Source organism: Paenibacillus sp. J22R3, assembly GCF_056269305.1.
This window is the reverse complement of the sequence record NZ_JBWDNS010000006.1, coordinates 15,069-40,459: the sequence shown is the minus strand read 5'-3', so window position 1 is coordinate 40,459 and position 25,391 is coordinate 15,069. Positions and strand designations below refer to the sequence as shown.

Here is a 25,391-nt window from a genome sequence, read left to right as displayed (position 1 = left end):
AATGGGACAGGGGAACACATCACCAACCTATATCGTCGTGCCGGAAGGCTCCGTTACGACACCTAAAGGCTTTAAAGCCGCCGGCTTGCATTGCGGCTTGAAGAAGACGACGCGCCATGACCTTGGCGCAATCGTATGTGAAGTGCCTGCTGCGGCAGCAGGCGTGTACACGACGAACGTGTTCCAAGCGGCACCGATTCAGGTGACACGCGAGAGCATCGGCGCCGGCGGCAAGCTGCGCGCGGTCATCGTGAACAGCGGCAACGCGAATGCGTGCACAGGCAAGCAAGGCGATGCGGATGCCTATGAAATGCGCAGCGCATTCGCTGAAGCTATCGGCGTACCTGCCGAGCAGGTGGCGGTTGCTTCTACCGGCGTCATCGGCGAGCTGCTGAAAATGGACCGCGTACGCGGTGGCATTGCGGAGCTGCCTGCACGATTGGCAGATTCCTATGCTGCGGCAGATGATTTCTGCCAAGCGATCCTGACGACGGATCTCGTGAAGAAGGAAGTCTGTGTTTCCGTGACTGTTGACGGCAAGATCGTACATATTGCCGGCGCATCCAAGGGAAGCGGGATGATTCATCCCAACATGGCGACGATGCTTGGCTTCGTTACTACGGATGCGGAGATTGGAAGCGAAGCGCTGCAGACTCTGCTGCGCCAAGTAACGGACGTAACCTTTAACATGATTACTGTTGACGGCGATACCAGCACGAACGACATGCTTGTAGCGATGGCTAGTGGTTTTGCAGGCAACGAAGAGCTGCATGCGGGTCACGCTGATTATGCGGCGTTCGCAGATGGACTCCGTTATGTGTGCGAGGTGCTGGCCAAAGCGATCGCGCGTGACGGAGAAGGAGCAACGAAGCTTGTTGAGGTGCAAGTGCGCGGAGCGGAATCGAATGATGCGGCGCAAGCGATCGCGAAGACCGTTATCGGCTCTTCGCTCGTGAAGTCCGCTGTATTCGGCGCAGATGCGAACTGGGGCCGTATTATTGCGGCTGTAGGACGCGCAGGCGTACCTGTGAATCCGGAGACAGTCGACATCGCGCTAGGCGATATCGTGACGCTTACGCAATCGCGGCCGATAGCTTTTGACGAAGAAGCGGCACTTGTTTACTTGAAAGGCGACACGGTTGTCATTCATGTGGATCTGCATATGGGTGAAGGCGTGGCAACAGCTTGGGGCTGTGACCTCACTTATGATTATGTCCGTATCAACGCGGCATATCGCACATAGCAACGGGCAGGATTTCGGGAACGAAGGGAACGGACGAAACCTATGGAACAGCGGTTTGTGATGAAATGCGGGGGCAGCACGCTAGCGGCGCTTCCGGCTTCTTTTTTCGAAGATTTGAGGAGTTTGCAAGAACGCGGCGTTAAAGCCGTCATCGTTCATGGGGGCGGCCCGGCTATCTCGGAAACACTTGGCAAGCTGGGAATCGCCAGCGAATTCGTGAACGGCTTGCGCAAAACAAGCGACGAAGTGCTGGACGTTGTGGAAATGGTGCTGGCAGGACGGATCAACAAGGAAATCGTCCGTCGCATCGGTCTAAGCGGTGCGAAAGCACTCGGCTTGTCCGGTGTTGACGGCGAGCTTATCACGGCTCAGCCTGTGGCGAACGCAGACGAGATCGGTTTTGTCGGTGATGTAACGGATGTAAATGCAACGATTATCGAAGGCGTCATGGGCATGGGCTACATTCCCGTAATCGCGCCGATCGGCATCGACGCGGCAGGACAACGCTACAACATCAATGCAGATACGGCAGCAGGTGCTGTTGCTTCGCATCTGGGTGTGGAGCAGATGATTGTGGTAACGGATGTACCTGGTATCCTAAAGACGGTAGACGGAGAGAAGCAAGTGCTCCCTACTGCAACCGTGGATGAGATCGAAGAGATGATTGCAAGCGGTGAGATTTACGGAGGCATGATTCCGAAGGTTCGCGCAGCGATCGCATGTATTCAAGGACGCGTGAAGGAAGTCGTCATCGTTAATGGTGACGTACCGGGCGTACTCAGCAAAGCCGTTCTCGAAGGCGGCATCGGAACAAGAATTATACAATCTTAATTATTAGTGGGGTGAACGAATGATGAGCGATATGAACAAAGGTACAGAAGCAGCTGGCAGCTCGCTATTTCCGACGTATGCAAGATATCCGATTTCACTTGTGAAGGGTGAAGGCAGCTGGCTCTGGGATGACAAAGGGAACAAATACTTAGATTTCATGGGCGGCCTGGCCGTAACGAATCTGGGTCATGCGCCGAAGCAAGTGAAAGAAGCGCTTGTGAAGCAGCTCGATGAGCTGTGGCATGTATCCAATCTGTTTCACATTCCGAATCAAGAAGCGGCAGCGAAGGTGCTGACGGACAACAGCCATGCCGAAGCCGTGTTCTTCTGCAACTCCGGCGCGGAAGCCAATGAAGCGGCAATTAAGCTTGCCCGCCGTTACCATCAGAAAGTGAAGGGCAACGGTCGCTATGAAATCATTACGTTCGCCCAATCCTTCCACGGCAGAACGCTGGCAACGTTGACGGCAACGGGTCAAGAGAAAGTAAAAGAAGGCTTTGGGCCGCTTCCTGAAGGGTTCCGCTACATCCCGCTGCATGACATCGAAGCGCTGGAAGCGGCAATTACCGATAAGACGGCTGCTATCATGATCGAAATGATCCAGGCAGAAGGCGGCGTAATTCCGGTTGAGCCTGCGTTCGCACAGCATTTGGCTAAGCTTTGCAAGGAGCGCGGTTTGCTCCTTATCATAGATGAGATTCAAACAGGCATGGGTCGTACCGGTAAGCTGTTTTCGTTTGAGCATTACGGGATTGAGCCTGATATCTTCACATTGGCCAAAGGACTGGGGAGCGGTTTCCCTGTCGGCGCTATGCTGGCCAAAGGCGAGCTGATCGAAGCGTTCACAGCCGGCAGCCACGGCTCGACGTTCGGCGGGACTCCAATTGCTACAGCTGTCGTGAAGGCGACGGTAGAGACGATTATCAGCGAGAAAGCACCGGAGCGTGCGGCTGAGAGCGGCGATTACCTCGTGGGGCAGCTGCGTGAGAAGCTTGCAGGCAACCCGTTTGTGAAGGACATTCGCGGCAAGGGACTGATGATCGGCATCGTATGCAGCGGTCCGGTTGCGAATATCATCGCTGAAGGCCAGAAGCGTGGTTTGTTAGTCGTTACAGCAGGTCCGGACGTTGTCCGTTTGCTGCCTAGCCTAATCGTTTCGCGTGAAGAAATAGATCAAGCGGTGAGCATTCTGACCTCGATTTTTGCGGATCAAACGGCTCCAGCGCAGCTGTAGAAAGAAGGGAGAACCACCCACATGTCACAATTGTTGACCGAAGAACTGGCAATTGGCCTCAAAGGCCGTGACTTTATCGGCTTGGCTGACTATACGCCTGCGGAAGTACGCTACCTGATCGATCTGGCGATCGAGCTGAAGGGGAAGCAGAAAGCCGGCGAAATTTATCACCCGCTGAAGGGCAAAACCCTCGGCATGATTTTTGAGAAATCATCCACGCGTACGCGTGTTTCCTTTGAAGTCGGGATGTACCAGCTCGGCGGGCATGCGCTGTTCCTTAGCCGTAACGATCTGCAGATCGGCCGCGGGGAGACGATCTCCGATACGGCGCAGACGCTGTCGCGTTATCTGGACGGCATGATGATCCGCACGTTTGCGCACCGTACGGTCATCGAGCTTGCTCGTGCAGCTACCGTGCCGGTCATTAACGGCCTTACAGATCTGTCGCATCCATGCCAAGCGTTGTGCGATTATCAAACGGTGCTCGAGCATAAGGGGCGCCTTGAAGGACTTAAAGTGGCGTACATCGGCGATGGCAACAATATGGTGCACTCCTTAATGATGGGCGCAGCGAAGCTCGGCATGCATATTTCGGTGGCGACGCCGGAAGGCTACGAGCCGGACGCTGATGTTGTAGCGTTGACGAAGGCGAGCGCAGCCGAAACCGGCTCGCGCATTCATGTGTGCCGTGATCCGAAGGAAGCGATCGCGGACGCTGATGTCGTTTACACGGACGTATGGGCGAGCATGGGCTTTGAGGCGGAACAGAAGGAGCGCGAGCTTGCTTTTGCCGCATATCAAGTGAACGAGGATCTGGTTCGCTACGCGAAGAGCGACTATTTGTTCATGCACTGCCTGCCAGCGCATCGCGGCGAGGAAGTAAGCGAAGGCGTAATTGATGGCAAGCAATCGATTATTTTCGATCAGGCTGAGAACCGTCTGCATGCGCAGAAGGCGATCATGGCTGCAATTATGTAGGGCACGAACATTACGCGGGACTTATAGCATTCAATTCACAATAGGGAGTGTTGACTGAATCATGGCGAAGGAAAAAATCGTGCTGGCTTACTCGGGCGGTCTGGATACGTCTGTTATTCTAAAATGGCTCAAAGAAACCTACGATGCGGAAATTATCGCATTCACAGCGGACATCGGACAAAAGGATGAGCTGGATGGTCTGGAAGCGAAAGCGTTGGCTACAGGCGCTTCCAAAGTGTACATCGATGATCTGCGCGACGAGTTCGCGGAAGATTTCATCTATCCAATGTTCCAATCCGGCGCACTCTACGAAGGTCAGTACCTGCTGGGTACTTCCATCGCACGTCCGCTGATTGCGAAACGCATGGTGGACATCGCTCGCGCTGAAGGCGCAACAGCTATTGCGCACGGCGCAACAGGCAAAGGCAACGACCAAGTTCGTTTCGAGCTGACGGCTGCTGCACTTGCTCCGGACATCGACGTAATCGCTCCTTGGCGCATTGAAGCATTCCGTGAACAATTCCCGGGACGCGCTGAAATGATCGCATATGCAGAGAAGCACAACATTCCGGTTCAAGCGTCTGCGGCTAAGCCGTATTCGATGGACCGCAACCTGCTGCACATCAGCTTTGAGAGCGGCATGCTGGAGGATCCTTGGTTCGATCCAAGCAGTGACGAGAACAAAGGGATGTTTGTCTTGTCCGTGTCCCCTGAGGACGCGCCGGATCAAGCTGAATATGTGGAGCTTACCTTCGAAGCCGGCAATTGTACCGCAGTTAATGGCGAGCAGCTGAGCCCGCTGCAAGCAATGGAGAAGCTGAATGAGCTTGGCGGCAAGCACGGTATTGGCCGTGTTGATATGGTAGAGAACCGTTTCGTCGGCATGAAGAGCCGCGGCGTGTACGAGACACCGGGCGGTACGATCCTATTCACTGCACACCGCAAAATGGAGTCGCTCACGATGGACCGCGACGTCATGCATTTGCGTGATTCCCTCATTTCCAAATACGCATCACTAGTATATAACGGCTTCTGGTTCGCACCTGAGCGTCTGGCGCTGCAAGCGCTCGTACTCGAAAGCCAGAAGAACGTAACAGGCGTTGTTCGTCTGAAGCTGTACAAAGGCAATGTAATCGGTGCCGGCGTGAAGAGCCCGGTCAGCTTGTACAATCCGGATATCGCAACGATGGAAGCGGATCCGTCCAAAGCGTATGACCAAGGCGATGCAACCGGCTTTATCCGCCTGAACGCGCTGCGTCTGAAAGTTTCCTCCGGCGTGGAGCAGAACAAGAAGCAGTAAGGCAAGCGAAACGATAAAGGAGTGCACCTGTGTGAGTAAATTATGGGGCGGCCGGTTTACGAAGAAAACCGACCAACTGGTAGAGGAATATACGGCATCCATTTTATTTGATAAAGAGCTTGCGGAAGAAGATATTCAAGGCAGCCTGGCACATGTCACGATGCTGGGCAAGCAGGGCATTCTGCCTGCAGACGACGTGGAGAAAATCATTGATGGCCTGCACCGCGTCTTGCAGCGCATCAAGCGCGGCGACATTGAATTCTCCATTGCCGATGAAGATATTCACATGAACATCGAGAAGACGCTGATCGACGATGTGGGTCCGGTTGGCGGCAAGCTGCACACTGGCCGCAGCCGCAACGATCAGGTTGCGACGGATATGCATCTGTACCTGCGCAAGCGGGTCGTTGAGTTCGTTGATCTGCTGCAGAAGCTGCAAGCTGCGCTGGTGCAGCAAGCTACGGCAAACATTGATACGATTCTGCCCGGTTATACGCATCTGCAGCGTGCACAGCCAATCCTGTTCGCGCATCATATGATGGCCTATGTTTCCATGTTCGGCCGCGATATCGAGCGTTTGCAGGACAGCTATAAACGGGTGAACACATTACCCCTCGGAGCTGGCGCATTGGCAGGAACGACGTTCCCGATCGATCGTCATTTCGTAGCGAGTCAGCTGAAGTTTGACCGCGTCTACGAGAACAGCCTCGATGCGGTAAGCGACCGCGACTTCATTCTGGAATTCCTGTCGCATGCGTCCATCATCATGATGCATCTCTCGCGTTTAAGCGAAGAGTTCATCTTGTGGTCGAGCACCGAGTTCCACTTTGTTGAGCTCGACGATGCATTCTGCACAGGCAGCAGCATTATGCCGCAGAAGAAAAATCCGGACGTGCCGGAGCTTGTCCGCGGGAAAACAGGTCGCGTTTATGGCAACCTCGTTGGCTTGCTGACTGTACTCAAGTCACTGCCGCTTGCTTATAACAAGGACATGCAGGAAGACAAAGAAGGCATGTTCGATACGGTCCGCACGCTGCAAGGCGCGCTGCAATTGTTTGCCCCAATGGTGGCAACGATGAAGGTGAACAAGGACCGGATGCGTCAAGCCGTCAATCAAGACTTCTCGAACGCGACCGATATCGCCGACTTCCTGGTTGGCAAAGGTCTGCCGTTCCGTCAAGCGCATGAAGTCATCGGCAAGACGGTATTGTACTGCATTCAGCAGGGCAAATACTTGCTGGATCTCACGCTCGATGAGTTCAAGCAGTTCTCTTCGTTGTTCGACGATCGCATCTATGAGGTGCTGCAGCCGGAGAATGTTGTCAATGCACGCAACGTCTACGGCGGCACGGCCAAGACGCAAGTCGTCGAAGCCATCGCCCGCGCGGAGCAGGACCTGGCCGCAACAGCGGAATGGATTACCGAATACGCGGAACGCAGCCGCTAAATAGCAAACAGGCCGTAATTTCAAGTAGACTATACTACTTGGCTTTACGGCCTTTTTTGTATGCTATTTAGGTAGGAGGAGCTGCCTCAGGCTATCGGCGGCCTCGCTGTTGAGGGGCACGCTAGAAGAGAGGTACCGGCTACCGCACATTGGCGAGAAAGCGACGAAATAGCATCAAGAGAGGTAGCAGCTACCGCTTATCGAGCGCCAGATCACGTATGATCAAGGGGGAGCGGTCAAGCATCCTCATGAATTGTTGCCTATTATGCAACATTCCTGCCCAGAATGAGCTCTCTGAGAGGAAATGCTGCGTTTTTTGCAACAATTTCTGCTCATATCTTCACTTACCCTACAATTTGCTAAGAAATGTTGCCATTTGTGCAACATTCCGTCGGATTCACTCCCATGGGAAGTTAAATGTTGCATTCCATGCAAGATTGTTGATTAACCCCAAGAAAAGCCCGCAAAAACACCGCCAAAAAGCCCCCAAAAACACCCAAAAAAAACAGCAAAAAGACCGCTCATTAGGTAATGTGTTTGTACCCCTACAAACATACGAAATGAGGCGGCCCCATGAAATGTCTACTATGTTTACCACCATTGTGCAAACGATTTAGTTGCAGAAGACATACTTTCTCTCGTTAAATAGCTTACAATCTGCCGCCAGAATGGACAGTTTATCACTTCCGCCTACTGCGCCACGCCGTCCTCAAGCAGCGGCGCTTCATCCTTGCCGTTGTCGGGATGAGACTGCTCCGGAGCGACCGCATAGACGACCGGTTGTGCCCGGTAGGTATCCCGCGAGATGCGCGTGCGCGAAACTTTCACACCATTCTCCAGCTTCGTGCGGTACGTCTCGACAATGTAGCCGGGTTTGCCGGATGCAAGCTTGCGTCGTTCGCCGGGCATCATGGAAGCCGACGGCACTTCCTTCACCGGTGGAACGACAGTAGCCACCGTCTTGGAATCTAACTTGTACTGCACATTCCTCGGTAAGGTCCCGAAGATCTTTACCGTCACTCGGCGATTCTCCACTTCCGTTACAATGACGAGATGCTTGCCGGTCGTGTTCTTGAACTTGAAGTTGATCGCATCATCGGCGTAGGTCGCATCTCGGCCCATCGGCAAATAAGCAACGGGGAGGGAGTGATTGCGCCGCTCCACCATATCAAGGCCTGCAAATAATACAGCATTGTACAAGGTGCTGGACACTTGGCAGATCCCGCCTCCGACGCCCGGAACGAACTCGCCGTTTAGAATGACGGGCGCTTGGCGATAGCCGTATTTCTTGCTGGTAAGGGCAATGACTTTGCTGTAATCGAACAGTTCACCGGGAGCAAGCTCCATGCCGCTCAGCGTCTTAGCCGTCATTGTCACATTGTAAGCACGACCGGCGCCGCTCGTCCTAAACGTCGTGGTAAAGGAAGAGATAAGCCGTTCGACCCCTTCATCCTTCAAGCGCTGCAGGGTGATGGAAGGATGGATAACGCGGAGCTCCACCGGCCAGGTCATCGGAGACAGCTTCTTTCCCCATTTGCTCGCAATCGACTTTCCGATGGCAGCAACAGCATGGGCATACATTTTATCGGTATCGAGTCGATAGGCATCCTTGTGCGGCGTATAGACGACCTTGTCGTCGTTCGTAATTTTCCGCGTTGCATTCACCGGTTCACCTGCGTCCATCCAGCCCCAAGTACTGCGTATTTTCCCCACGAACACCTCTTTGTCCAAACTCACTCCAATGGCCAGCTGCTGCTGAAATCCCCATCGATACTTGGCTCTTGTCCACAATGAACCGCTGTTCAAGCGGTCGATGGCCGCCACGGCATCCTTCGTATCCACTTCAATGCCGAGCTGTTCGAGTGTCCACGTTTTCTTCTTCCCTTCACCCGTGCCGCCTTTTATCGTAATCGCTAGCTGTTTGAGCTGTTGCTTCCGCAGAGTCAGCAGCTGCTTAGCATCCTCGATGCGAAGGGAACCAATGGGGATGACGGCATCACTCCCCAGCATCTGTCCGTTCGTCTCTGTAGGTTTTCTCAAGACAACATGTACTTGCTTCGGAATCGTATGCTGGGACGCATATAACCATAACCCGCCCCATCCGGCAGACGCGAGCAGGCACACTCCCGCCAGAATCCAGATTAGCTGCAGCCGTTTCGTATTCATAGCTTCCTATCACCTCGGGGCCAGTATTCGTACATGTATATGCGCCGAGGGCTTCATTTCTGCCACCTGTTTGTACAATTCTCTTCAATGAACCAAGCCGCTAAAGGCCGCGAACAGGACGTTTGTCGAAAAATATACGGTACGAAGCACTAGATTCGCGCTTTACGGTCATGAGAAATATGAAAAATGCAGAAAACAGGACTTTGGTAGAGGATTTACCGCGATCATGTCGAATAGTTAAAAGCTGACTACCTACAGGATGTGATATCGTGATTGAATTGCAAGATATTTGGAAGACGTACGCAGACGGCACTCACGCACTCCGCGGCGTTTCTGTTCGCATAGACCGTAATGAATTCGTTTACTTGGTTGGACCTTCCGGAGCTGGAAAATCTACCTTCATGAAACTGATCTACCGCGAGGAAATTCCATCCAAAGGACAAATCTCCGTGAATGGGTTTAACATCGGTAAGTTAAAACCCCGTAAGATCCCCTATGTTCGGCGGAACATAGGCGTTATTTTCCAAGATTATCGCTTGCTGCCGAAACTGACCGTCTATGAGAACATCGCGTTTGCGATGGAGGTTATTGAAGCGCCGCGCAGAGTCATCAAGAAACGGACGATGGAAGTGCTGGAGCTCGTCGGACTTCGCGGTAAGCATGCAAGCTTCCCTCAGCAGCTATCGGGCGGCGAGCAGCAGCGGGTCGCCATCGCGCGCGCGATCGTCAACAATCCGGCCGTCATCGTGGCGGATGAGCCTACCGGCAACCTTGACCCTGAAACCTCATGGGGCATTATGAATTTGCTCGAAGAGATTAACTTCCGCGGCACTACGATCATCATGGCCACGCACAACAAAGAGATTGTGAATACGCTCCGCAAACGCGTCATCGCCATCGAGAACGGAACGATTGTGCGTGATGAAGTGAGAGGAGAGTATGGCTATGAAAGTTAGCACCATTATCCGCCACCTTCGCGAAGGGGTGAAGAACGTGGTGCGCAACGGCTGGATGACTTTTGCCTCCGTCAGCTCCATCGTCATTTCCTTATTTATTCTTGGCGCTTTTCTACTGCTGGCATTGAACGTCAACAACTTGGCGGACCAAATTGAGAGCCAGGTACAGATTCGGGTGTACTTGCAGCTGAATACAGAGGATGCCAAGATTAACGAGCTTAAGAATGCCATCGGCAACATTCCGGAAGTTAGCAAGATCGAATTTGTATCCAAAGAGAAGGGGCTTGAATCCCTTCGCGAGAGCATCGGTGCCGACGGTGCTGAACTGCTCGAAGGGTATGACAAGACGAACAACCCGCTGCCGGATTCCTTTACCGTAGAGGTGTTTGAGCCGCAGAAGATCGCTTTTGCCGCGAAACAGATTGAAGCGATTGGCAAAGCAGATGAGACATTGCCGATTACAAGCGTGAAATACGGGAAAGGCACCGTAGAATCGCTGTTCAAAATAATGAACGCCGTTCGCAACATCGGACTGGTTATCGTAGCGGGACTTGGTTTAACCGCGATGTTCCTCATCTCCAACACGATCAAGATGACGATTGTGGCACGTCGCCGCGAGATTGGCATTATGAAGCTGGTGGGGGCTACGAATAATTTTATCCGCTGGCCGTTCTTTATCGAAGGTGCATTGATTGGCATCATCGGTTCGGTTGTCACGGTTACTTTGCTGATGCTCGGGTACTCCCGATTGGTTGAGGTATCTCAAGTAGAGCTGGGTCTCATGATGATTAAACTTGTGACATTGAAGGAAGCAGGCTTTAATGTGTCCGTCCTGATTATGGGGCTCGGCATTCTGATTGGCATTTGGGGAAGCACCTTGTCGGTGCGAAAGTACTTGAAAGTGTAGGTGAATGGAAACGTGAACGTGAAGAAAGGGATCGCCGTTCTAGCCATTATCGTATTTGCCGGATTTGTGTTCCAACCCTATCAAGGCGAAGCTTCCTCGCAGCTAGACAAAATCAACAGTGAGCTCGCTAAAGTGCGCAAAGAGATGAGCGCAGCTTCTCATAACCGCAATCAAGCGGACAAAGACAAGGAATATGTGCTGGCCATGAAAGAGAAGACAGCGAAGTCTGTCAACGAAATCATGCAGCAAATCAGTGAAGTCAGCACGCAGCTGAGCACCGTGCAGTCCCAAGTGGAAACGACGGAGGAGAAGCTGCAGCAAGCCGGTGAAGACCTCGATACGGCAGAGAAACGTCTGAAGACGCGGGACAAGCTGCTGCAGTCACGCATTCGTTTGATGTATACGAATGGATTCGTATCCTATATCGATGTGATGCTCAGCGCAACAAGCTTTGGCGACTTTATTGACCGGATGGACTCGTTGAAGTCGATTCTAAGCCAAGACCGTGATATTCTCGCTGACCACAAGAAAGACAAAGCACTTATTACACAGAAGAAGGCCGAAGTGGAGAAGTCGCTCGGCGAAGTCAAGCAGATGTACGTGAAGCTCGCAGGTTTTGCTGACCTGCTCAAGGATAAAGAGAAAGAAAAAGAAGTTATGGTGCTTAAATATAAGAGCCAGGCGGAAGAGCTGGAAGAGATCAGCGAAGAGCAAGCAGATCTGCTGATTAGTCTGGCGAAGAAAGTGTCCGACTTGGAAGCGAAGAAGAAAAAAATTAAAGTGTACTACACCGGCGGCAAGCTTGGTATGCCGCTTCATGCCGAATGGCGGTTGTCTTCACCGTTTGGCTATCGGATTCACCCCGTAACCGGAAGAAAGAAACTTCATGCCGGGATGGATATGGCGGCTCCGGGCGGAACGTCGATCTACGCCGCTGAGTCGGGTCTGGTCATTGTTGCACAGTGGTGGAGTGAGTATGGCAACTGTGTCATCATCGATCATGGCGGCGGGCTGTGGACGGTTTACGGACATATTCGCAATGGCGGCATCAAGGTAGAGAAAGGTCAAACCGTGAAGCGCGGCCAGAAAATTGCGGAAGTGGGAAGCACGGGCATGTCCACCGGGAACCATTTGCATTTTGAAGTACGCAAGAACCAAGAGGCGGTTAATCCCGCACCTTATCTGAAATAAATAGCGGGCGGAGCCTACAGGCTCGAATGCTGACATGACGATGCCGTACCCAGATGCAAATAATTGGGTGCGGCTTGTCATATACTAGGGGAGATGTCAGAAGTAAGGGGAAAAACAATCTCACCATAGGCAGGGTATGCTCACGAAGGGGTGTTGACGTGCAGTTCAAAGGACGAACAGTAGCAGCGTTCATCTTGCTCACAATGGCGGCATCTACGCTTGTGACCTTGACGGTTGCAGACCGCTTCATTGCAATTGAGAGCGATGGAACGACAGCTAGAGCGGCGTCATCGGAATCGTCCGGACATGATGAGCTGAGCGAGAAGGAGCTTCAGAAATTAAACACGGTACTCGGTTTGATTGAGAACAAATATTTTCGCGAGGTCGATCGGACGAAGGTGCTTGACGGGGCAGTTAACGGGATGATGGAAGCGCTGGGCGATCCTTATTCGGTTTATATGAAGAAGGAAGTAGCGAAGCACTTCTCTGAGTCCATTGAAGGATCGTTTACGGGCATTGGTGCAGGCGTTCAGATGAAGGATGGCAAAATCACCGTCGAGTCCGCGATTAAGGATTCACCGGCAGAGCGGGCAGGTGTTCTCCCGAATGATATTTTGCTAAAAGTAAACGGGGAGACGCTGGACGGCCTATCCTTGAATGATGCCGTAGCCAAAATCCGCGGACCCAAAGGATCGAAGGTGAAATTGGTCATTCAGCGGGCCGGAATGACGCAGCCGCTGCAGTTGACGATCGTACGGGACGACATTGATTATGAAACGGTCTATGCGCGCATGCAGGATGGCGGCATCGGTGTTATCGAGATTCGTCAATTCTCCCTCAATACCGGCGAACGGTTCGAAGAAGAACTAACGAAGCTGGAGAAACAAGGGATGAAGGCGTTGATCATTGACGTGCGGGGCAATCCCGGCGGCGTGCTGCCTGTTGTTGTATCGGTTGCGCAGCCTTTCGTGCCGAAGGGCGAGCCGATCGTGCAGGTAGAAGATAAGGACGGGCATCGGGAGAAAACGGTGTCTGCCGGAAGCGGCAAGAAATACCCGATCGCGGTACTGATGAATAAGGGCAGCGCAAGCGCGTCCGAGGTGCTGGCAGGGGCGCTCAAGGAAGAGGCGCATGCTACGTTGGTGGGCGAGACTTCTTTTGGCAAAGGAACTGTGCAGGTCAGCTACGACAAAGCGATGTCCGATGGAAGCTTAGTCAAGATGACCATTGCGAAGTGGTTGACGCCGCTTGGCAACTGGGTTCACGAGAAAGGGCTGAAACCGGACATCGAGGTGCTGCCGCCGGATTATTACACGGTAGCCCGCATGTCCAAAGAAGCGACTTTGCAGCCGGATACAATTAATGAGAACACGCGCAGCCTCCAAATCATGCTCGCGGGACTGGGTTATACCATTGATCGTAAAGATGGGTATTACAGTCAGCAAACAGTCGTAAGTGTGAAAGCCTTCCAGAAGAAAGCGGAGCTGCCGATCACCGGCAGTGCCGATAAAGTGACTGCGGAGAAGGTAGAGGAGGCGCTCGTTGCGAAGATTCGCGATGAGAAGAACGATACCCAGTTATTGAAGGCAGTCAACGTGCTTCAGCAGAAGCTTGCCAGCGGACAATAACGCCAGGCAGGCAGGAAATCGCTTGGACCATGTCGAATAGAGAGAAGGTTGTCTCCGTGCAGTCATGCGGAGGGACCTTCTTTTTATTTTGATCACGAAGTGGTACTGGTTTGCGAGAGGGAGTGGAAGCTTTGGAAGCGGCAATGGAATTGCTTCGTCAGGCGGGATCGGCGGCCATCGGACTGCTGCTATCTCCGTTTTATTATGTAGCGGTGCTCCTGATCATGCTTCAATATATGCGGCAGACAAGAATGGAGCGGAAGATGTTCCATGTCCGGCTTCATGCTTGGCCGATTCAGCTTGGAAGAACGATCGTAGCAGGCCTGCTCGTTGGTGTACTGATTTCTTGTATTAGTCTGTTCTTAGGTGTCTCGGTTACTACGGATGTGGTGCTATGGATGTGGGGAACTGCTGCTGTACTTGTGATTATTCGGGTCAGGTACTTATGCTTTGCTTATAGCGCAGGGTTGTTGGGCGTCTTGCAATGGGGGCTTGGCTGGACTGCGCTCGGCGATCGAAGCGACTGGATCGGTTCAGCTGCAAGCTCGTTAGCTGGCTTGGATATTCCCGGATTGCTCGTATTGGTTGCGCTTATGCATGTGGCAGAGGCGCTGCTCGTTCGCTGGCAGGGAGCGCGTTCTGCAAGTCCGCTCTTCCTTGAGGGGAAGAGAGGCAAGCTTGTAGGGGGCCAAGCCCTGCATGGCTATTGGCCGGTGCCGATCCTGCTGCTTGTGCCGGCTGTTACCGGCGGAAGCGGGGATGCAGCGCTGCCTTGGACGCTGCTGCTCGGAGATAGCAGCCAGTGGAGCAGCGGATTTACGATGATCGGGTTCCCGATGATCATCGGGTTCTCGGAGCTGACACGTTCGCTGCTGCCGGCAGCGAAAGCACGCAGTGCCTCGAAAGGCCTGCTATTCTATGGGATTGGTACCGGAATCGTGGCTGTCGCGGCTTCCTTCTGGAGTCCGCTGACGCTTGCAGCCGCGCTTTGCGCATTATTGCTGCACGAGGCGCTCGTGGCGATCAGTTATTTCAAAGAAGCGGCTAGCGCGCCGCTATATGTGCATAACGATCAGGGGCTGCGTGTGCTGGCTGTCATACCGGGTACACCTGCGGAATCAATGGGCATTCTGGTCGGAGAGATCATTCATAAGGTGAATGGCGTTCGTGTCCGGTCGAAGGAAGAGCTGTATAGCGCGCTTCATGTGAATTCAGCCTTCTGTAAGCTGGAAGTGCTCAATTATGATGGTCAAATCAAGTTTGCGCAGCGTGCGCGTTATGCGGGGGAGCATCACCAGCTGGGCGTCGTGCTCGCACCGGATGACAAAGCCGACTACTACGCAGCGGCAGCGCCGGCTTCCCTGCTTGATCTGCTCTGGAGCAAACGGACGGCGAAGTCAAAGCAGCATGCGGCAGCATCATCTTCGAAATCAGCGACATTATAGAATAAGAAGGTGCCTCGGCGCTGTCCATTAATGGGCGGTTGCCGGGGCATTTTGCATCGTGCGGTAAGTCCTTCCAAGCCGGACAGGAAGTAGTAACCTTTCGTTGCAACTGCCCCCGTTAATCGGTATAATAAACATCATATGGGAACACATATTCTTATGCTTGGGTAAACAGCATGATTTTAACGGACAATCTATTTTTTTCCTGTATATTGGGCATACAAATTAATAGGCCTTTTGAATTTTCATAGAAGACGTAGGATTGGGGTGTAGGAAGAATGTTCGAGAAGCAAGGACAGGAGAAGCTCTTTGAGCTGAGATCGGATTATACGCCGCAAGGCGACCAGCCGAGTGCAATTAAGCAGCTGACGGATGGGATCGAAGCAGGCGCGCATCATCAGACGCTGCTAGGCGCAACGGGCACAGGGAAAACGTATACGATTGCGAATACAATCGCCAAGCTGAACCGGCCGACTTTGGTTATCGCGCATAATAAGACGCTTGCCGCTCAGCTTTGCAGTGAGTTTAAGGAATTTTTTCCGGATAACGCGGTCTCTTATTTCGTCAGCTATTATGACTACTATCAGCCTGAAGCCTACATCCCATCCTCAGATACTTTTATCGAGAAGGACTCCAGCATCAACGATGAAATTGATAAACTGCGGCACTCCGCTACGAGCTCCTTGTTCGAACGTCGTGACGTCATTATCGTAGCGAGCGTATCGTGCATTTACGGTCTCGGTTCTCCGATGGAGTACGGGAAGCTTGTGCTTAGTTTGCGGGTAGGGATGGAGAAGTCCCGCGACGCTATTCTTCATAAACTTGTTGATATTCAATACCAACGCAATGATATTAACTTCATTCGCGGAACATTCCGTGTACGCGGCGATATAATAGAGATTTTCCCGGTAGCCAATAATGAACGGGCGATGCGGGTCGAATTGTTCGGTGATGAGATTGAACGCATTACGGAGATCGATGTGTTGACCGGCGAAATCGTCGGTGAACGCGATCATGTCGCGATCTTCCCGGCTTCCCACTTCGTAACGCACGAGGATACGATGAAGGTGGCCATCAAGAACATCGAGGCCGAGCTGGAAGAGCGACTGGCGGAGCTTCGCGAGCAAGGGAAGCTGCTGGAGCTGCAGCGGCTTGAGCAGCGGACGCGTTACGATCTGGAAATGATGCAGGAGATGGGTTTCTGCAGCGGGATCGAGAACTATTCCGGACCGTTGACGTTCCGTGAGCGTGGAGCAACACCTTATACGCTGATGGACTACTTCCCGGATGATATGCTCGTCGTCATCGATGAGTCTCACGTTTCGATTCCGCAGATCCGGGCGATGTACAACGGTGACCGTGCGCGTAAAGAAGTGCTTGTCGATCATGGCTTCCGATTGCCGTCTGCTATGGATAACCGTCCTCTTCGTTTCGAAGAATTTGAGAATAAAGTCAAACAAGTGGTCTATGTATCCGCAACGCCGGGGCCTTATGAGCTGGAGAAATGCCCTACGATGGTAGAGCAGATTATTCGTCCGACCGGTTTGCTGGATCCGATTATCGAAGTGCGGAAGACGAAAGGCCAGATCGATGATCTGCTTGTTGAGATCCGTGATCGGATTGCCAAGGACGAACGTGTTCTGGTCACAACGCTGACGAAGAAGATGTCAGAGGATTTGACTGATTATATGAAGGATGTCGGCATTAAGGTTCGTTATTTACACTCCGACATTAAGACACTGGAACGACTCGCGATATTGCGTGATCTGCGTATTGGCGTATTTCATGTTCTCATCGGAATTAACTTGCTCCGGGAAGGCTTGGATTTGCCGGAGGTTTCACTTGTGACCATATTGGATGCGGACAAGGAAGGCTTCTTACGTTCAGAGCGGTCGCTGATTCAAACGATCGGTCGTGCAGCCCGTAACTCCGATGGCCGTGTTATTATGTATGCAGATAAGATGACCGACTCCATGACGAAGGCGATCGAAGAGACGAATCGTCGTCGTACCATCCAGATTGCTTACAACGAGCAGCATGGCGTCACGCCTACAACGATCCGCAAGAAAGTGCATGACATTATCGAAGCGACGAAGTCAGCGGATCAGAAGAACGATTTCTTGTCCGGGATCGGTGTCGAGAAGATGTCGAAGAAGGAGCGCCAGTCGTTGCTGCAGCGTTTGGAAGCCGAGATGAAGGAAGCGGCCAAGAGCTTGCAGTTCGAGCGTGCGGCAGAGCTTCGCGATGCGCTGCTTGAGCTTAAAGCAGAGCTGGGGATGTAGATCGGTTTGAAGCTAAAGATAGCTTACGAAGTCGAATATAGTTCGTGCTATATTCTTAGGAGGATTAACAGTGGCCAGTGATTCCATCGTAATTAAAGGGGCGAGAGCCCATAATTTGAAGAATATCGACGTGACGATTCCACGTGATAAATTTGTCGTGTTGACCGGGCTCAGCGGCTCCGGTAAATCCTCTCTGGCATTTGATACGATCTATGCCGAAGGTCAACGCCGATACGTCGAATCGCTGTCTGCCTATGCACGTCAGTTCCTCGGGCAGATGGAGAAGCCGGATGTGGATTCCATTGATGGACTTTCGCCGGCCATCTCCATCGACCAGAAGACAACGAGCCGCAACCCGCGTTCGACAGTCGGAACGGTGACTGAGATTTATGATTATTTGCGTCTCTTATTTGCGCGTGTCGGGAAACCGCATTGCCCGGACCATGGAATCGAAATTACATCCCAGACGGTAGAGCAAATGGTAGACCGGATCATGGAATATCCGGAGCGGACGAAGCTGCAGATTCTGGCGCCAATCGTCTCGGGGCGTAAGGGTGAGCATTCGAAGCTGCTTGCCGATGTGCAGAAGCAAGGTTTTGTTCGTGTACGCGTCAATGGCGAGCTGCGTGAGCTAAGCGAGAAGATCGAGCTTGAGAAGAACAAGAAGCACAATATCGAAGTTGTCGTGGACCGTATCGTCGTGAAGAGCGATATTCACAGCCGTCTTGCCGACTCGCTCGAGACAGCGACGAAGCTGTCAGGCGGTCAAGTACTGGTTGATATCATGGAGAAGGAAGAGCTGTTGTTCAGCTCTAATCTTGCATGTCCGGCCTGCGGATTCAGTATCGATGAGCTGGCGCCGCGAATGTTCTCGTTCAACAGTCCATACGGCGCATGCCCGGATTGTGACGGACTAGGAGCCAAGATGATCGTGGATCCGGATCTCCTCGTTCCGGATGCAAGCAAATCGATCGAAGAAGGTGCCTTCGAAGCATGGGCAGGCAGCACATCGAATTATTACCCGCAATTCCTTGAAGCCGTATGTGTGCACTACGGCATTCCACGGGATGTACCCGTAAGCGAGCTGTCTGCAGAACATATGAAGAAGCTATTGAACGGTACAGGCGGCGAGCGTGTGCGGTTCCGTTACGAGAATGATTTCGGGCATTCCAAGGAAGCGCTCGTGCCATTCGAAGGGATTATCAACAACCTGGAGCGCCGTTATCGGGAAACAGGATCTGACGGCATCCGTGATCATATTGAACAATACATGAGCGCTAAGCCATGTGCAGGCTGCAAAGGCCATCGTCTGCGCAAAGAAAGCCTTGCCGTAACGATTGGCACCCAGAATATTTCCCATGTGACGTCACTCTCCATCGGCGACGCGGATCGTTTCTTCAACGCTCTTGAACTGACCGAGAAGGAGAAGCTGATAGCGAACCTCATCTTGAAAGAAATCAACAGCCGCCTTGGCTTCCTAGTTAATGTCGGACTGGAGTATTTGTCACTCAACCGTGCTGCGGGTACACTCTCCGGCGGTGAGGCGCAGCGTATTCGATTAGCTACGCAGATCGGTTCGAGTCTGATGGGCGTCCTCTATATATTAGATGAGCCTAGTATTGGGCTGCATCAGCGCGATAACGACAAGCTGATTCAAACATTGGAGCATATGCGTGACCTCGGTAACACGCTAATCGTCGTCGAACATGATGAAGATACGATGCTCGCGGCCGACTACATCATCGACATCGGTCCAGGCGCCGGTATCCATGGCGGCCAAGTGGTCTCGATGGGAACACCTGCAGAGGTGATGGCGGACGAGCAATCGTTGACCGGCGCCTATCTGAGCGGTCGTAAATTCATTCCGGTTCCGCTGACTCGCCGCGCGACAAACGACAAGTGGCTGGAAGTGAGAGGCGCGAAGGAGAACAATCTGCGTGGTGTGAATGCGAAGTTCCCGCTTGGTGTCTTTACAGCTGTAACAGGAGTTTCCGGTTCCGGTAAATCGACGCTTGTCAATGAAATTCTCTATAAGACACTCGCCCGTGATCTGAACAAAGCGAAGGTTCGTCCAGGTGAGCATAAGGAGATCCGGGGGCTTGAGCATATCGAGAAGGTTATCGATATCGATCAATCGCCAATCGGCCGTACGCCGCGATCGAACCCGGCTACGTATACCGGCGTATTCGATGATATTCGGGATCTATACGCATCGACGAATGAAGCGAAGGTCCGAGGCTATAAGAAAGGCCGCTTCAGCTTCAACGTCAAAGGCGGCCGCTGTGAATCCTGCCGCGGAGATGGCATCATCAAGATCGAGATGCACTTCCTCCCAGACGTATATGTGCCTTGCGAGATTTGCAAAGGCAAACGGTACAATCGGGAGACGCTTGATGTGAAGTACAAAGGCAAGAGCATTGCGGAACTGCTGGAGATGACGATTGAGAACGCCACGGAATTCTTCCGCAATGTGCCCCGTATCCACCGGAAGTTGCAGACGCTGCTAGACGTTGGCCTTGGCTATATGAACTTGGGTCAACCGGCAACAACACTATCCGGCGGGGAAGCGCAACGCGTGAAGCTCGCAGCCGAGCTATATCGCCGCAGCACAGGCAAGATGCTGTACATTCTCGATGAGCCGACAACAGGCTTACACGTTGATGATATCGATCGTTTGCTAGTTGTCCTGCACCGTCTGGTAGAGTCGGGCGAGTCGGTACTCGTTATCGAGCACAATCTCGACGTTATTAAGACGGCCGATTACCTGCTGGATCTAGGTCCGGAAGGCGGTAATGGCGGTGGTGCCATCGTAGCGACCGGTACACCGGAAGAAGTGATTAAAGTTGCGGGCTCTTATACAGGCCGCTACTTGAAGCCGATTCTGGAGCGTGACCGTGAACGTACGATTGCGCAGCAGCGAAATCAAGTACAAAGCGTTGCTGCTGGCATCGAAGAATAAATCAAATGCACCTCTTGAAGTGCCAGTTTCTCGCGAATAAGACCCCCGCGGTTCGTTAGCGTGGTGAGGGTGCCGCCCGAGACATTATCGACAGCCAAAAACAAAACAGCCCATCCTCATTAGAGGATGGGCTGTTTAACTCGATTAACAATTAACTTGCCAAAATAGCAGTCAGTTTCTCTTGGAACGCCGGTACGCCTACGCGTTTCACGAAATTGTGGAACGTTTCGCCGGACTCGCGATCTTCTTTGTAGAACAGCAGCAGTTGTGCAAGCACGCCGCCAAGGTCATCGCCTTTGACGCGGCCTTTCAGCGATTCGTTAAACTTAGCGCCTGGCCCAAGAATACCGCCTACCGCGATATCAAATGCATCAACCATGCCTTCTGGCGTTTTCACGAGAGCGCCTTGCAGACCGATGTCGGCAATATGCTTCTGACCGCAAGCGTTCGGGCAGCCGATGAAGTGAATGCGGATTTTCTCATCCAGTTCAACTCTCTCATCGAGGTACTCAGCAACGCGGCGAGCGCGTTCCTTCGTTTCTACGACAGCCAGGTTACAGAACTCGTTACCTGTGCAAGAAACGGTACGGCTCATGAATGGCTTCGCGTTCGGCGATAGACGTTTCAGAACAGGCACTTGCAGCGCTTCTTCGAGCTTATCGTCAGGGACGCCGGCCAGCATAATGTTTTGCGACATCGTTGTACGGATCGTGCCATCACCGAACTTGTCGGCTGCATCAGCAAGCTGCTCCAGTTCATCGGAGTTTGTACGACCTACAGGTACGTTCAAACCGATGAAGTTCAAGCCTTCTTGTTTCTGCGGGTATACGCCATCATAGTATACAGCGTTCCAGCCGACAATCTTGCTTTCGCCAGCTGTTGGCATTTCGCCGATAATCTCGATGAGCTTCTCTTGGAACTTCTCGGGACCCCAATCCGCCATCAGGAACTTCAAGCGAGCTTGGTGACGCTTCTCGCGGTAACCGAAGTCGCGGAAGATGGTTGTAACGCCGATCGAAACCTTAAGCACTTCTTCCGGACGAACGAACATATCAAGCTCTTTCGCCAGATGCGGCTTCGCGGACAAACCGCCGCCTACGTACACATGGAAGCCGATAACCTCTTCGCCATCAATCACCTTAGTTGCAGGCGTGAAGGCTATATCGTTAATCTCTGCATGAGCATTGTTATAGATGTTTGAAGAAATGGACATTTTATATTTGCGAGGCAAATTGGAGAAATCACGGTTCATCAGGTAGAAATCATTCACCTGCTCCACAAGCTCACGTGTATCCATCAGCTCGTCACGGTCGATACCGGCAAGCGGGTTACCGACAATCGTACGCGGGCAGTCGCCGCAAGCTTCGTAGGAGTACAAGCCAACCGCTTCGAGGCGGTTGAAGATGTCGGGCAGATCCTCCACTTTAAGCCAGTGGTATTGAATCGCTTGACGTGTTGTTACGTCGATGAGATCACGACCGTAATCGCGGCCGATGGAAGCAATTGCACGCGCTTGTGCAGATGTAAGAATACCGGTGTTAATCCGAATACGCATCATGAAGTAGCCTTCACGGGGCTTCTGCTCGTAAACGCCGGCCCATTTGAAACGGTTCATATCGTCTTCGGGAATGGACGCATATCCTTCCTTCGAATACTTGTCGATGATGGTGCGAATTACATCCAGACCGTCTTTTTCCATTTTAATAAACTCAAATTTATTTAATTTGGAAGGGTCATTCATCCATACGGCTTCATATGCCATTGCTTCGTTCCTCCTAGGAATGTTATGCTCGGGTTGCTCTGCTCTAAAGGGTTCGAAAATCCGACGATTTCCGTATGAAATTGCTATAATGAATGGTAACATAATTCAAACCATGCGACAATGAGAAGCAATGGGACAACTATAAGGATTAATTATAAATGACGAAGGATCTAATTATAATGAATGCACCTTCGTCAAAATATAAGAAAGTATCCATGTTCTCGATACGTTACTTCTATGAATGGTGACAAACTTGTTACGATTCTCGATTGTGGCTTGCATCGAGCTCGTGATGAGGCTAACATAACTAATATAGGCTACGTGCGAAAATAAGGAGGTCTTCACCAATGTTTCTTGCTGAAAAAGTAGCAACAATCGCAAAATTCGATCCCATGGATATTATGATGCTGCTGTTCACGATCGTTATTTTCATCGGCTGGGTTCGTCTGCTCATGGCTCGCCCGAAGAAAAATGTATTTGCAATCGGATTTGCAACGGTATCGTTGCTCGTGTTCGCATTTGCGAATTACGTAATGATTTTCAAAGTCTGGCTGCAGTAATACATACAGCCTGTACCGATATAAGCCGCTCCGGTTCTTGCACAGCATGTGCAGGAGAGCCGGGCGGCTTTTTTTGTACCACGATGTAACAACGCAGCTATAAAGCAAAAAACTCCGGCCAAGAAAGGCCGGAGTTTCTTCTATAGGGATTAAACCCACCACATCTCGCCAAGCGGCTCTTTGATGAGGATGGATTGCAGGTTTTGAACAGCTTTCGTGAAGCCTTCGTCAACGGACATCAGGCCGTCTTCGTGCTCGATGCTGACAACGTAGTCGTAGCCAACAAGACGAAGTGCGCTGATGATGTCAGCCCAAACCTTCATATCGTGACCGTAACCGACTGTACGGAACTGCCAAGCGCGGTCAAGCATCAGGGCATAAGACTGCATGTCCGTTACGCCGTGCTTGTTCACGTTGTTCGTGTCAATCGTTGTATCTTTGGCATGGAAGTGGTGAATCGCGCCAGCGCGTCCAAGAATGTGGATCGCTTGAACCGGATCGATTCCTTGCCACCACATGTGGCTCGGGTCAAGGTTAGCGCCGATCGCATCGCCGCAAGCTTCACGAAGGCGAAGCAATGTTGCAGGGCTGTGAACGGAGAAGCCGCCGTGCAGCTCCAGACCGATCTTGACGTTGTTCTCTGTAGCAAGCTTAGCGATCTCGCTCCAGTAAGGGATAACTTTCTCTTCCCATTGCCATTTCAAGATGTCTTGGAAATCGTTCGGCCATGGTGCAACCGGCCAGTTCGGGTATTTCGCATCTTCGTGGTCGCCGGGGCAGCCAGAGAATGTGTTTACTACGGAAACGCCAAGCTTGTTAGCCAGCACGATCGTTTTGCGGATGACAGCGTCATGCTCGCTTGCGATTGCTTTCTGCGGGTGAAGCGGGTTAGCGTGGCAGCTAAGTGCGCTGATCGTCAAGCCGCGGGATGCAATTGCATCTTTGAATGCTTTGAGTTTGCTTTCGTCAGCAAGCAGAGTGTCAGGATCGCAGTGTGCGTTGCCTGGGTAGCCGCCTGTTCCGATTTCAATGGCATCCAAGCCTTTAGATGCGATGTAATCCAATGCATCTTCGAATGATTTCTGTGCGAATAGGACCGAGAATACGCCGAGTTTCATACGTGTATAGTTACCTCCCAAATGGATATGTATTGCGAATGGCATTACTTATTATAGCATGGGCAGAAGACAAGGTTAAGATTCAACGTCTCCAATGCCAAAAAAGCATAGTAAGTGGACAAAAACTGACTCCTTGCGAGCAGCATTCCCCCAATTGTTTGTTATGGGTAAATATAGTAGAATCGTCCTAGTATTACTAGTGTTCATAATAGAGTAGCAGATGGTAGAAAGTAGGAGGAATCAGATGGGGCGAAGAGGGTGGCGAGTGGCGTGTGCCGTAATAACGGCAGGAGCACTGTTAATGACCGGTACCGTAATAGCAGCAGGAGGTTCCACGACCACCGCACTAGATGCGAAGATCATTAACGGAGAGGTTTATGTAAAAGCGAGTGCGATGACAGAAGCGCTCGGCGGTACCGGAGTCTATGATTCGAAGACACACAGCTATACATACACGCCTAAATCGCAGATACCGGAAGTCATCAAGAAAGTGTCGCCATCTGTTGTAGGCATCATTGGGAAGCCAACCGAAATCGGCGATTCGAATCGATTTGCGCTGGCGCATGGAACAGGAGTCATCTGGAAGGCGGATGGCTGGATCGTGACGAATGCCCATGTCGTGAAGGATATGCAGAACATTGTAGTGGTAACTGCCGATGGCAAGCAGTATGCGGGCAAGCGGGTTAACATCGACGAGACGAGCGACTTGGCTCTGGTCAAAATCAATGCAACGAAGCTGAAGCCGGCCACCTTCGCTTCCGTGCCGCTTCAACTCGAAGTAGGGGAGCCGGTCATCGCGATTGGCACACCTGTTTCGTTCTCCCTCCGCAATACGGCTACAACCGGTATTCTGAGTGGCATGAATCGTTCTATCGCGTCCTACTACAAGCTGCTCCAGACCGATGCTGCGATTAATCCGGGCAATAGTGGAGGCCCGCTTGTGAATGCGAAGGGCGAGGTAATCGGGATAAATTCACTGAAATTTGTCAGCGATGGCGTCGAAAGTCTCGGCTTTTCCATTCCGGCAGATACCGTTCGATACGTGGTTAACCAATTTTTCAAATACGGCAAGGTGAAGCGTCCATCGCTTGGTGCGGAGCTGGAAGAAAGCTGGTCTGCTATTGTCGGCTTGCCGACAACGGAACCGCTGGAAATCGAGTCAGTCTGGAGTGAAGGTGCGAAGAAAGCCAATCTTCATCCGGGCGATCAGATCTTTTCCGTAGGGGGTAAGCAAGTGGCTTCCATTGTAGAGATTAACGAACTGCTTAAAGGCTATCTGCCGGGACAGCAGATCGAAATCATGCTCCAGTCGGAAGGCGACCTGATTACGAAGCGAATAACGCTCGCCGAATCCAAGTAATACATTACCTTATAAGGGAGATTC

At 52.1% G+C, this 25,391-nt stretch carries 18 protein-coding genes; 15 read left to right on the top strand and 3 right to left on the bottom strand.

What is annotated here, in order from left to right; all coding sequences use genetic code 11:
- Nucleotide 1: 1 nt before the first annotated feature.
- From argJ to argH, 6 genes are all read left to right on the top strand, one after another.
- Nucleotides 2–1,243, top strand: coding sequence for a bifunctional ornithine acetyltransferase/N-acetylglutamate synthase (argJ, locus tag AC0YN4_RS23785; protein ID WP_475782963.1), 1,242 nt, complete (start codon nt 2–4; stop codon nt 1,241–1,243).
- A 42-nt stretch (nt 1,244–1,285) separates the two neighbouring features.
- Entirely contained in the window at nt 1,286–2,074 is a 789-nt protein-coding gene (gene argB, locus AC0YN4_RS23780) for an acetylglutamate kinase (RefSeq protein ID WP_475782962.1), read from the top strand.
- Between the two features lie 31 nt (nt 2,075–2,105).
- Complete coding sequence (locus tag AC0YN4_RS23775; RefSeq protein WP_475836950.1) at nt 2,106–3,308, top strand: acetylornithine transaminase; 1,203 nt, start codon at nt 2,106–2,108, stop codon at nt 3,306–3,308.
- 21 nt (nt 3,309–3,329) lie between these two features.
- On the top strand, nt 3,330–4,286 hold the full coding sequence (gene argF / locus AC0YN4_RS23770; RefSeq protein ID WP_475782960.1) for an ornithine carbamoyltransferase: 957 nt from the start codon (nt 3,330–3,332) through the stop codon (nt 4,284–4,286).
- Between the two features lie 61 nt (nt 4,287–4,347).
- On the top strand, nt 4,348–5,586 hold the full coding sequence (locus tag AC0YN4_RS23765; RefSeq protein ID WP_475836949.1) for an argininosuccinate synthase: 1,239 nt from the start codon (nt 4,348–4,350) through the stop codon (nt 5,584–5,586).
- Between the two features lie 31 nt (nt 5,587–5,617).
- Nucleotides 5,618–7,033, top strand: coding sequence for an argininosuccinate lyase (gene argH / locus AC0YN4_RS23760; RefSeq protein ID WP_475782958.1), 1,416 nt, complete (start codon nt 5,618–5,620; stop codon nt 7,031–7,033).
- A gap of 690 nt (nt 7,034–7,723) precedes the next feature.
- On the opposite strand, the gene AC0YN4_RS23755 is transcribed toward argH, so the two are convergent.
- Nucleotides 7,724–9,199 (bottom strand): VanW family protein, encoded by a 1,476-nt coding sequence (locus AC0YN4_RS23755; protein WP_475782957.1) that lies wholly within the window; start codon nt 9,197–9,199, stop codon nt 7,724–7,726.
- Nucleotides 9,200–9,468: 269 nt separating this feature from the next.
- On the opposite strand from AC0YN4_RS23755, the gene ftsE reads away from it, so the two are divergent.
- The 7 genes from ftsE (at nt 9,469) to uvrA (ending at nt 20,567) form a co-directional block, all read left to right on the top strand.
- On the top strand, nt 9,469–10,155 hold the full coding sequence (gene ftsE, locus AC0YN4_RS23750) for a cell division ATP-binding protein FtsE (protein WP_475782956.1): 687 nt from the start codon (nt 9,469–9,471) through the stop codon (nt 10,153–10,155).
- Nucleotides 10,145–11,062 carry a permease-like cell division protein FtsX gene (gene ftsX / locus AC0YN4_RS23745; RefSeq protein ID WP_475782955.1) on the top strand — a complete coding sequence of 306 codons (918 nt, stop codon included), beginning with the start codon at nt 10,145–10,147 and terminating at the stop codon, nt 11,060–11,062. The genes ftsE and ftsX overlap by 11 nt, the downstream gene beginning before the upstream one ends.
- 12 nt (nt 11,063–11,074) lie before the next feature.
- Complete coding sequence (locus AC0YN4_RS23740) at nt 11,075–12,253, top strand: murein hydrolase activator EnvC family protein (RefSeq protein WP_475782954.1); 1,179 nt, start codon at nt 11,075–11,077, stop codon at nt 12,251–12,253.
- Nucleotides 12,254–12,411: 158 nt separating this feature from the next.
- Nucleotides 12,412–13,881, top strand: coding sequence for a S41 family peptidase (locus tag AC0YN4_RS23735; RefSeq protein ID WP_475782953.1), 1,470 nt, complete (start codon nt 12,412–12,414; stop codon nt 13,879–13,881).
- A 131-nt stretch (nt 13,882–14,012) separates the two neighbouring features.
- Nucleotides 14,013–15,326, top strand: coding sequence for a PDZ domain-containing protein (locus AC0YN4_RS23730; RefSeq protein WP_475836948.1), 1,314 nt, complete (start codon nt 14,013–14,015; stop codon nt 15,324–15,326).
- A gap of 278 nt (nt 15,327–15,604) precedes the next feature.
- Nucleotides 15,605–17,608 (top strand): excinuclease ABC subunit UvrB, encoded by a 2,004-nt coding sequence (gene uvrB / locus AC0YN4_RS23725; RefSeq protein ID WP_475836947.1) that lies wholly within the window; start codon nt 15,605–15,607, stop codon nt 17,606–17,608.
- 70 nt (nt 17,609–17,678) lie between these two features.
- Complete coding sequence (gene uvrA, locus AC0YN4_RS23720) at nt 17,679–20,567, top strand: excinuclease ABC subunit UvrA (protein ID WP_475782950.1); 2,889 nt, start codon at nt 17,679–17,681, stop codon at nt 20,565–20,567.
- A gap of 151 nt (nt 20,568–20,718) precedes the next feature.
- On the opposite strand, the gene AC0YN4_RS23715 is transcribed toward uvrA, so the two are convergent.
- Entirely contained in the window at nt 20,719–22,329 is a 1,611-nt protein-coding gene (locus AC0YN4_RS23715; RefSeq protein WP_475836946.1) for a nitrite/sulfite reductase, read from the bottom strand.
- 347 nt (nt 22,330–22,676) lie between these two features.
- On the opposite strand from AC0YN4_RS23715, the gene AC0YN4_RS23710 reads away from it, so the two are divergent.
- Nucleotides 22,677–22,889: a hypothetical protein gene (locus AC0YN4_RS23710; protein ID WP_090982421.1), complete on the top strand. Its 213-nt coding sequence runs from the start codon at nt 22,677–22,679 to the stop codon at nt 22,887–22,889.
- Nucleotides 22,890–23,038: 149 nt separating this feature from the next.
- Here AC0YN4_RS23710 and AC0YN4_RS23705 read toward each other — a convergent pair whose 3' ends face one another.
- Nucleotides 23,039–24,007: a sugar phosphate isomerase/epimerase family protein gene (locus AC0YN4_RS23705; protein WP_091225049.1), complete on the bottom strand. Its 969-nt coding sequence runs from the start codon at nt 24,005–24,007 to the stop codon at nt 23,039–23,041.
- A 244-nt stretch (nt 24,008–24,251) separates the two neighbouring features.
- On the opposite strand from AC0YN4_RS23705, the gene AC0YN4_RS23700 reads away from it, so the two are divergent.
- The gene (locus AC0YN4_RS23700; RefSeq protein WP_475836945.1) at nt 24,252–25,367 is read left to right on the top strand and encodes a S1C family serine protease; all 1,116 of its coding nucleotides are present in this window, start codon (nt 24,252–24,254) and stop codon (nt 25,365–25,367) included.
- Nucleotides 25,368–25,391: the final 24 nt, after the last annotated feature.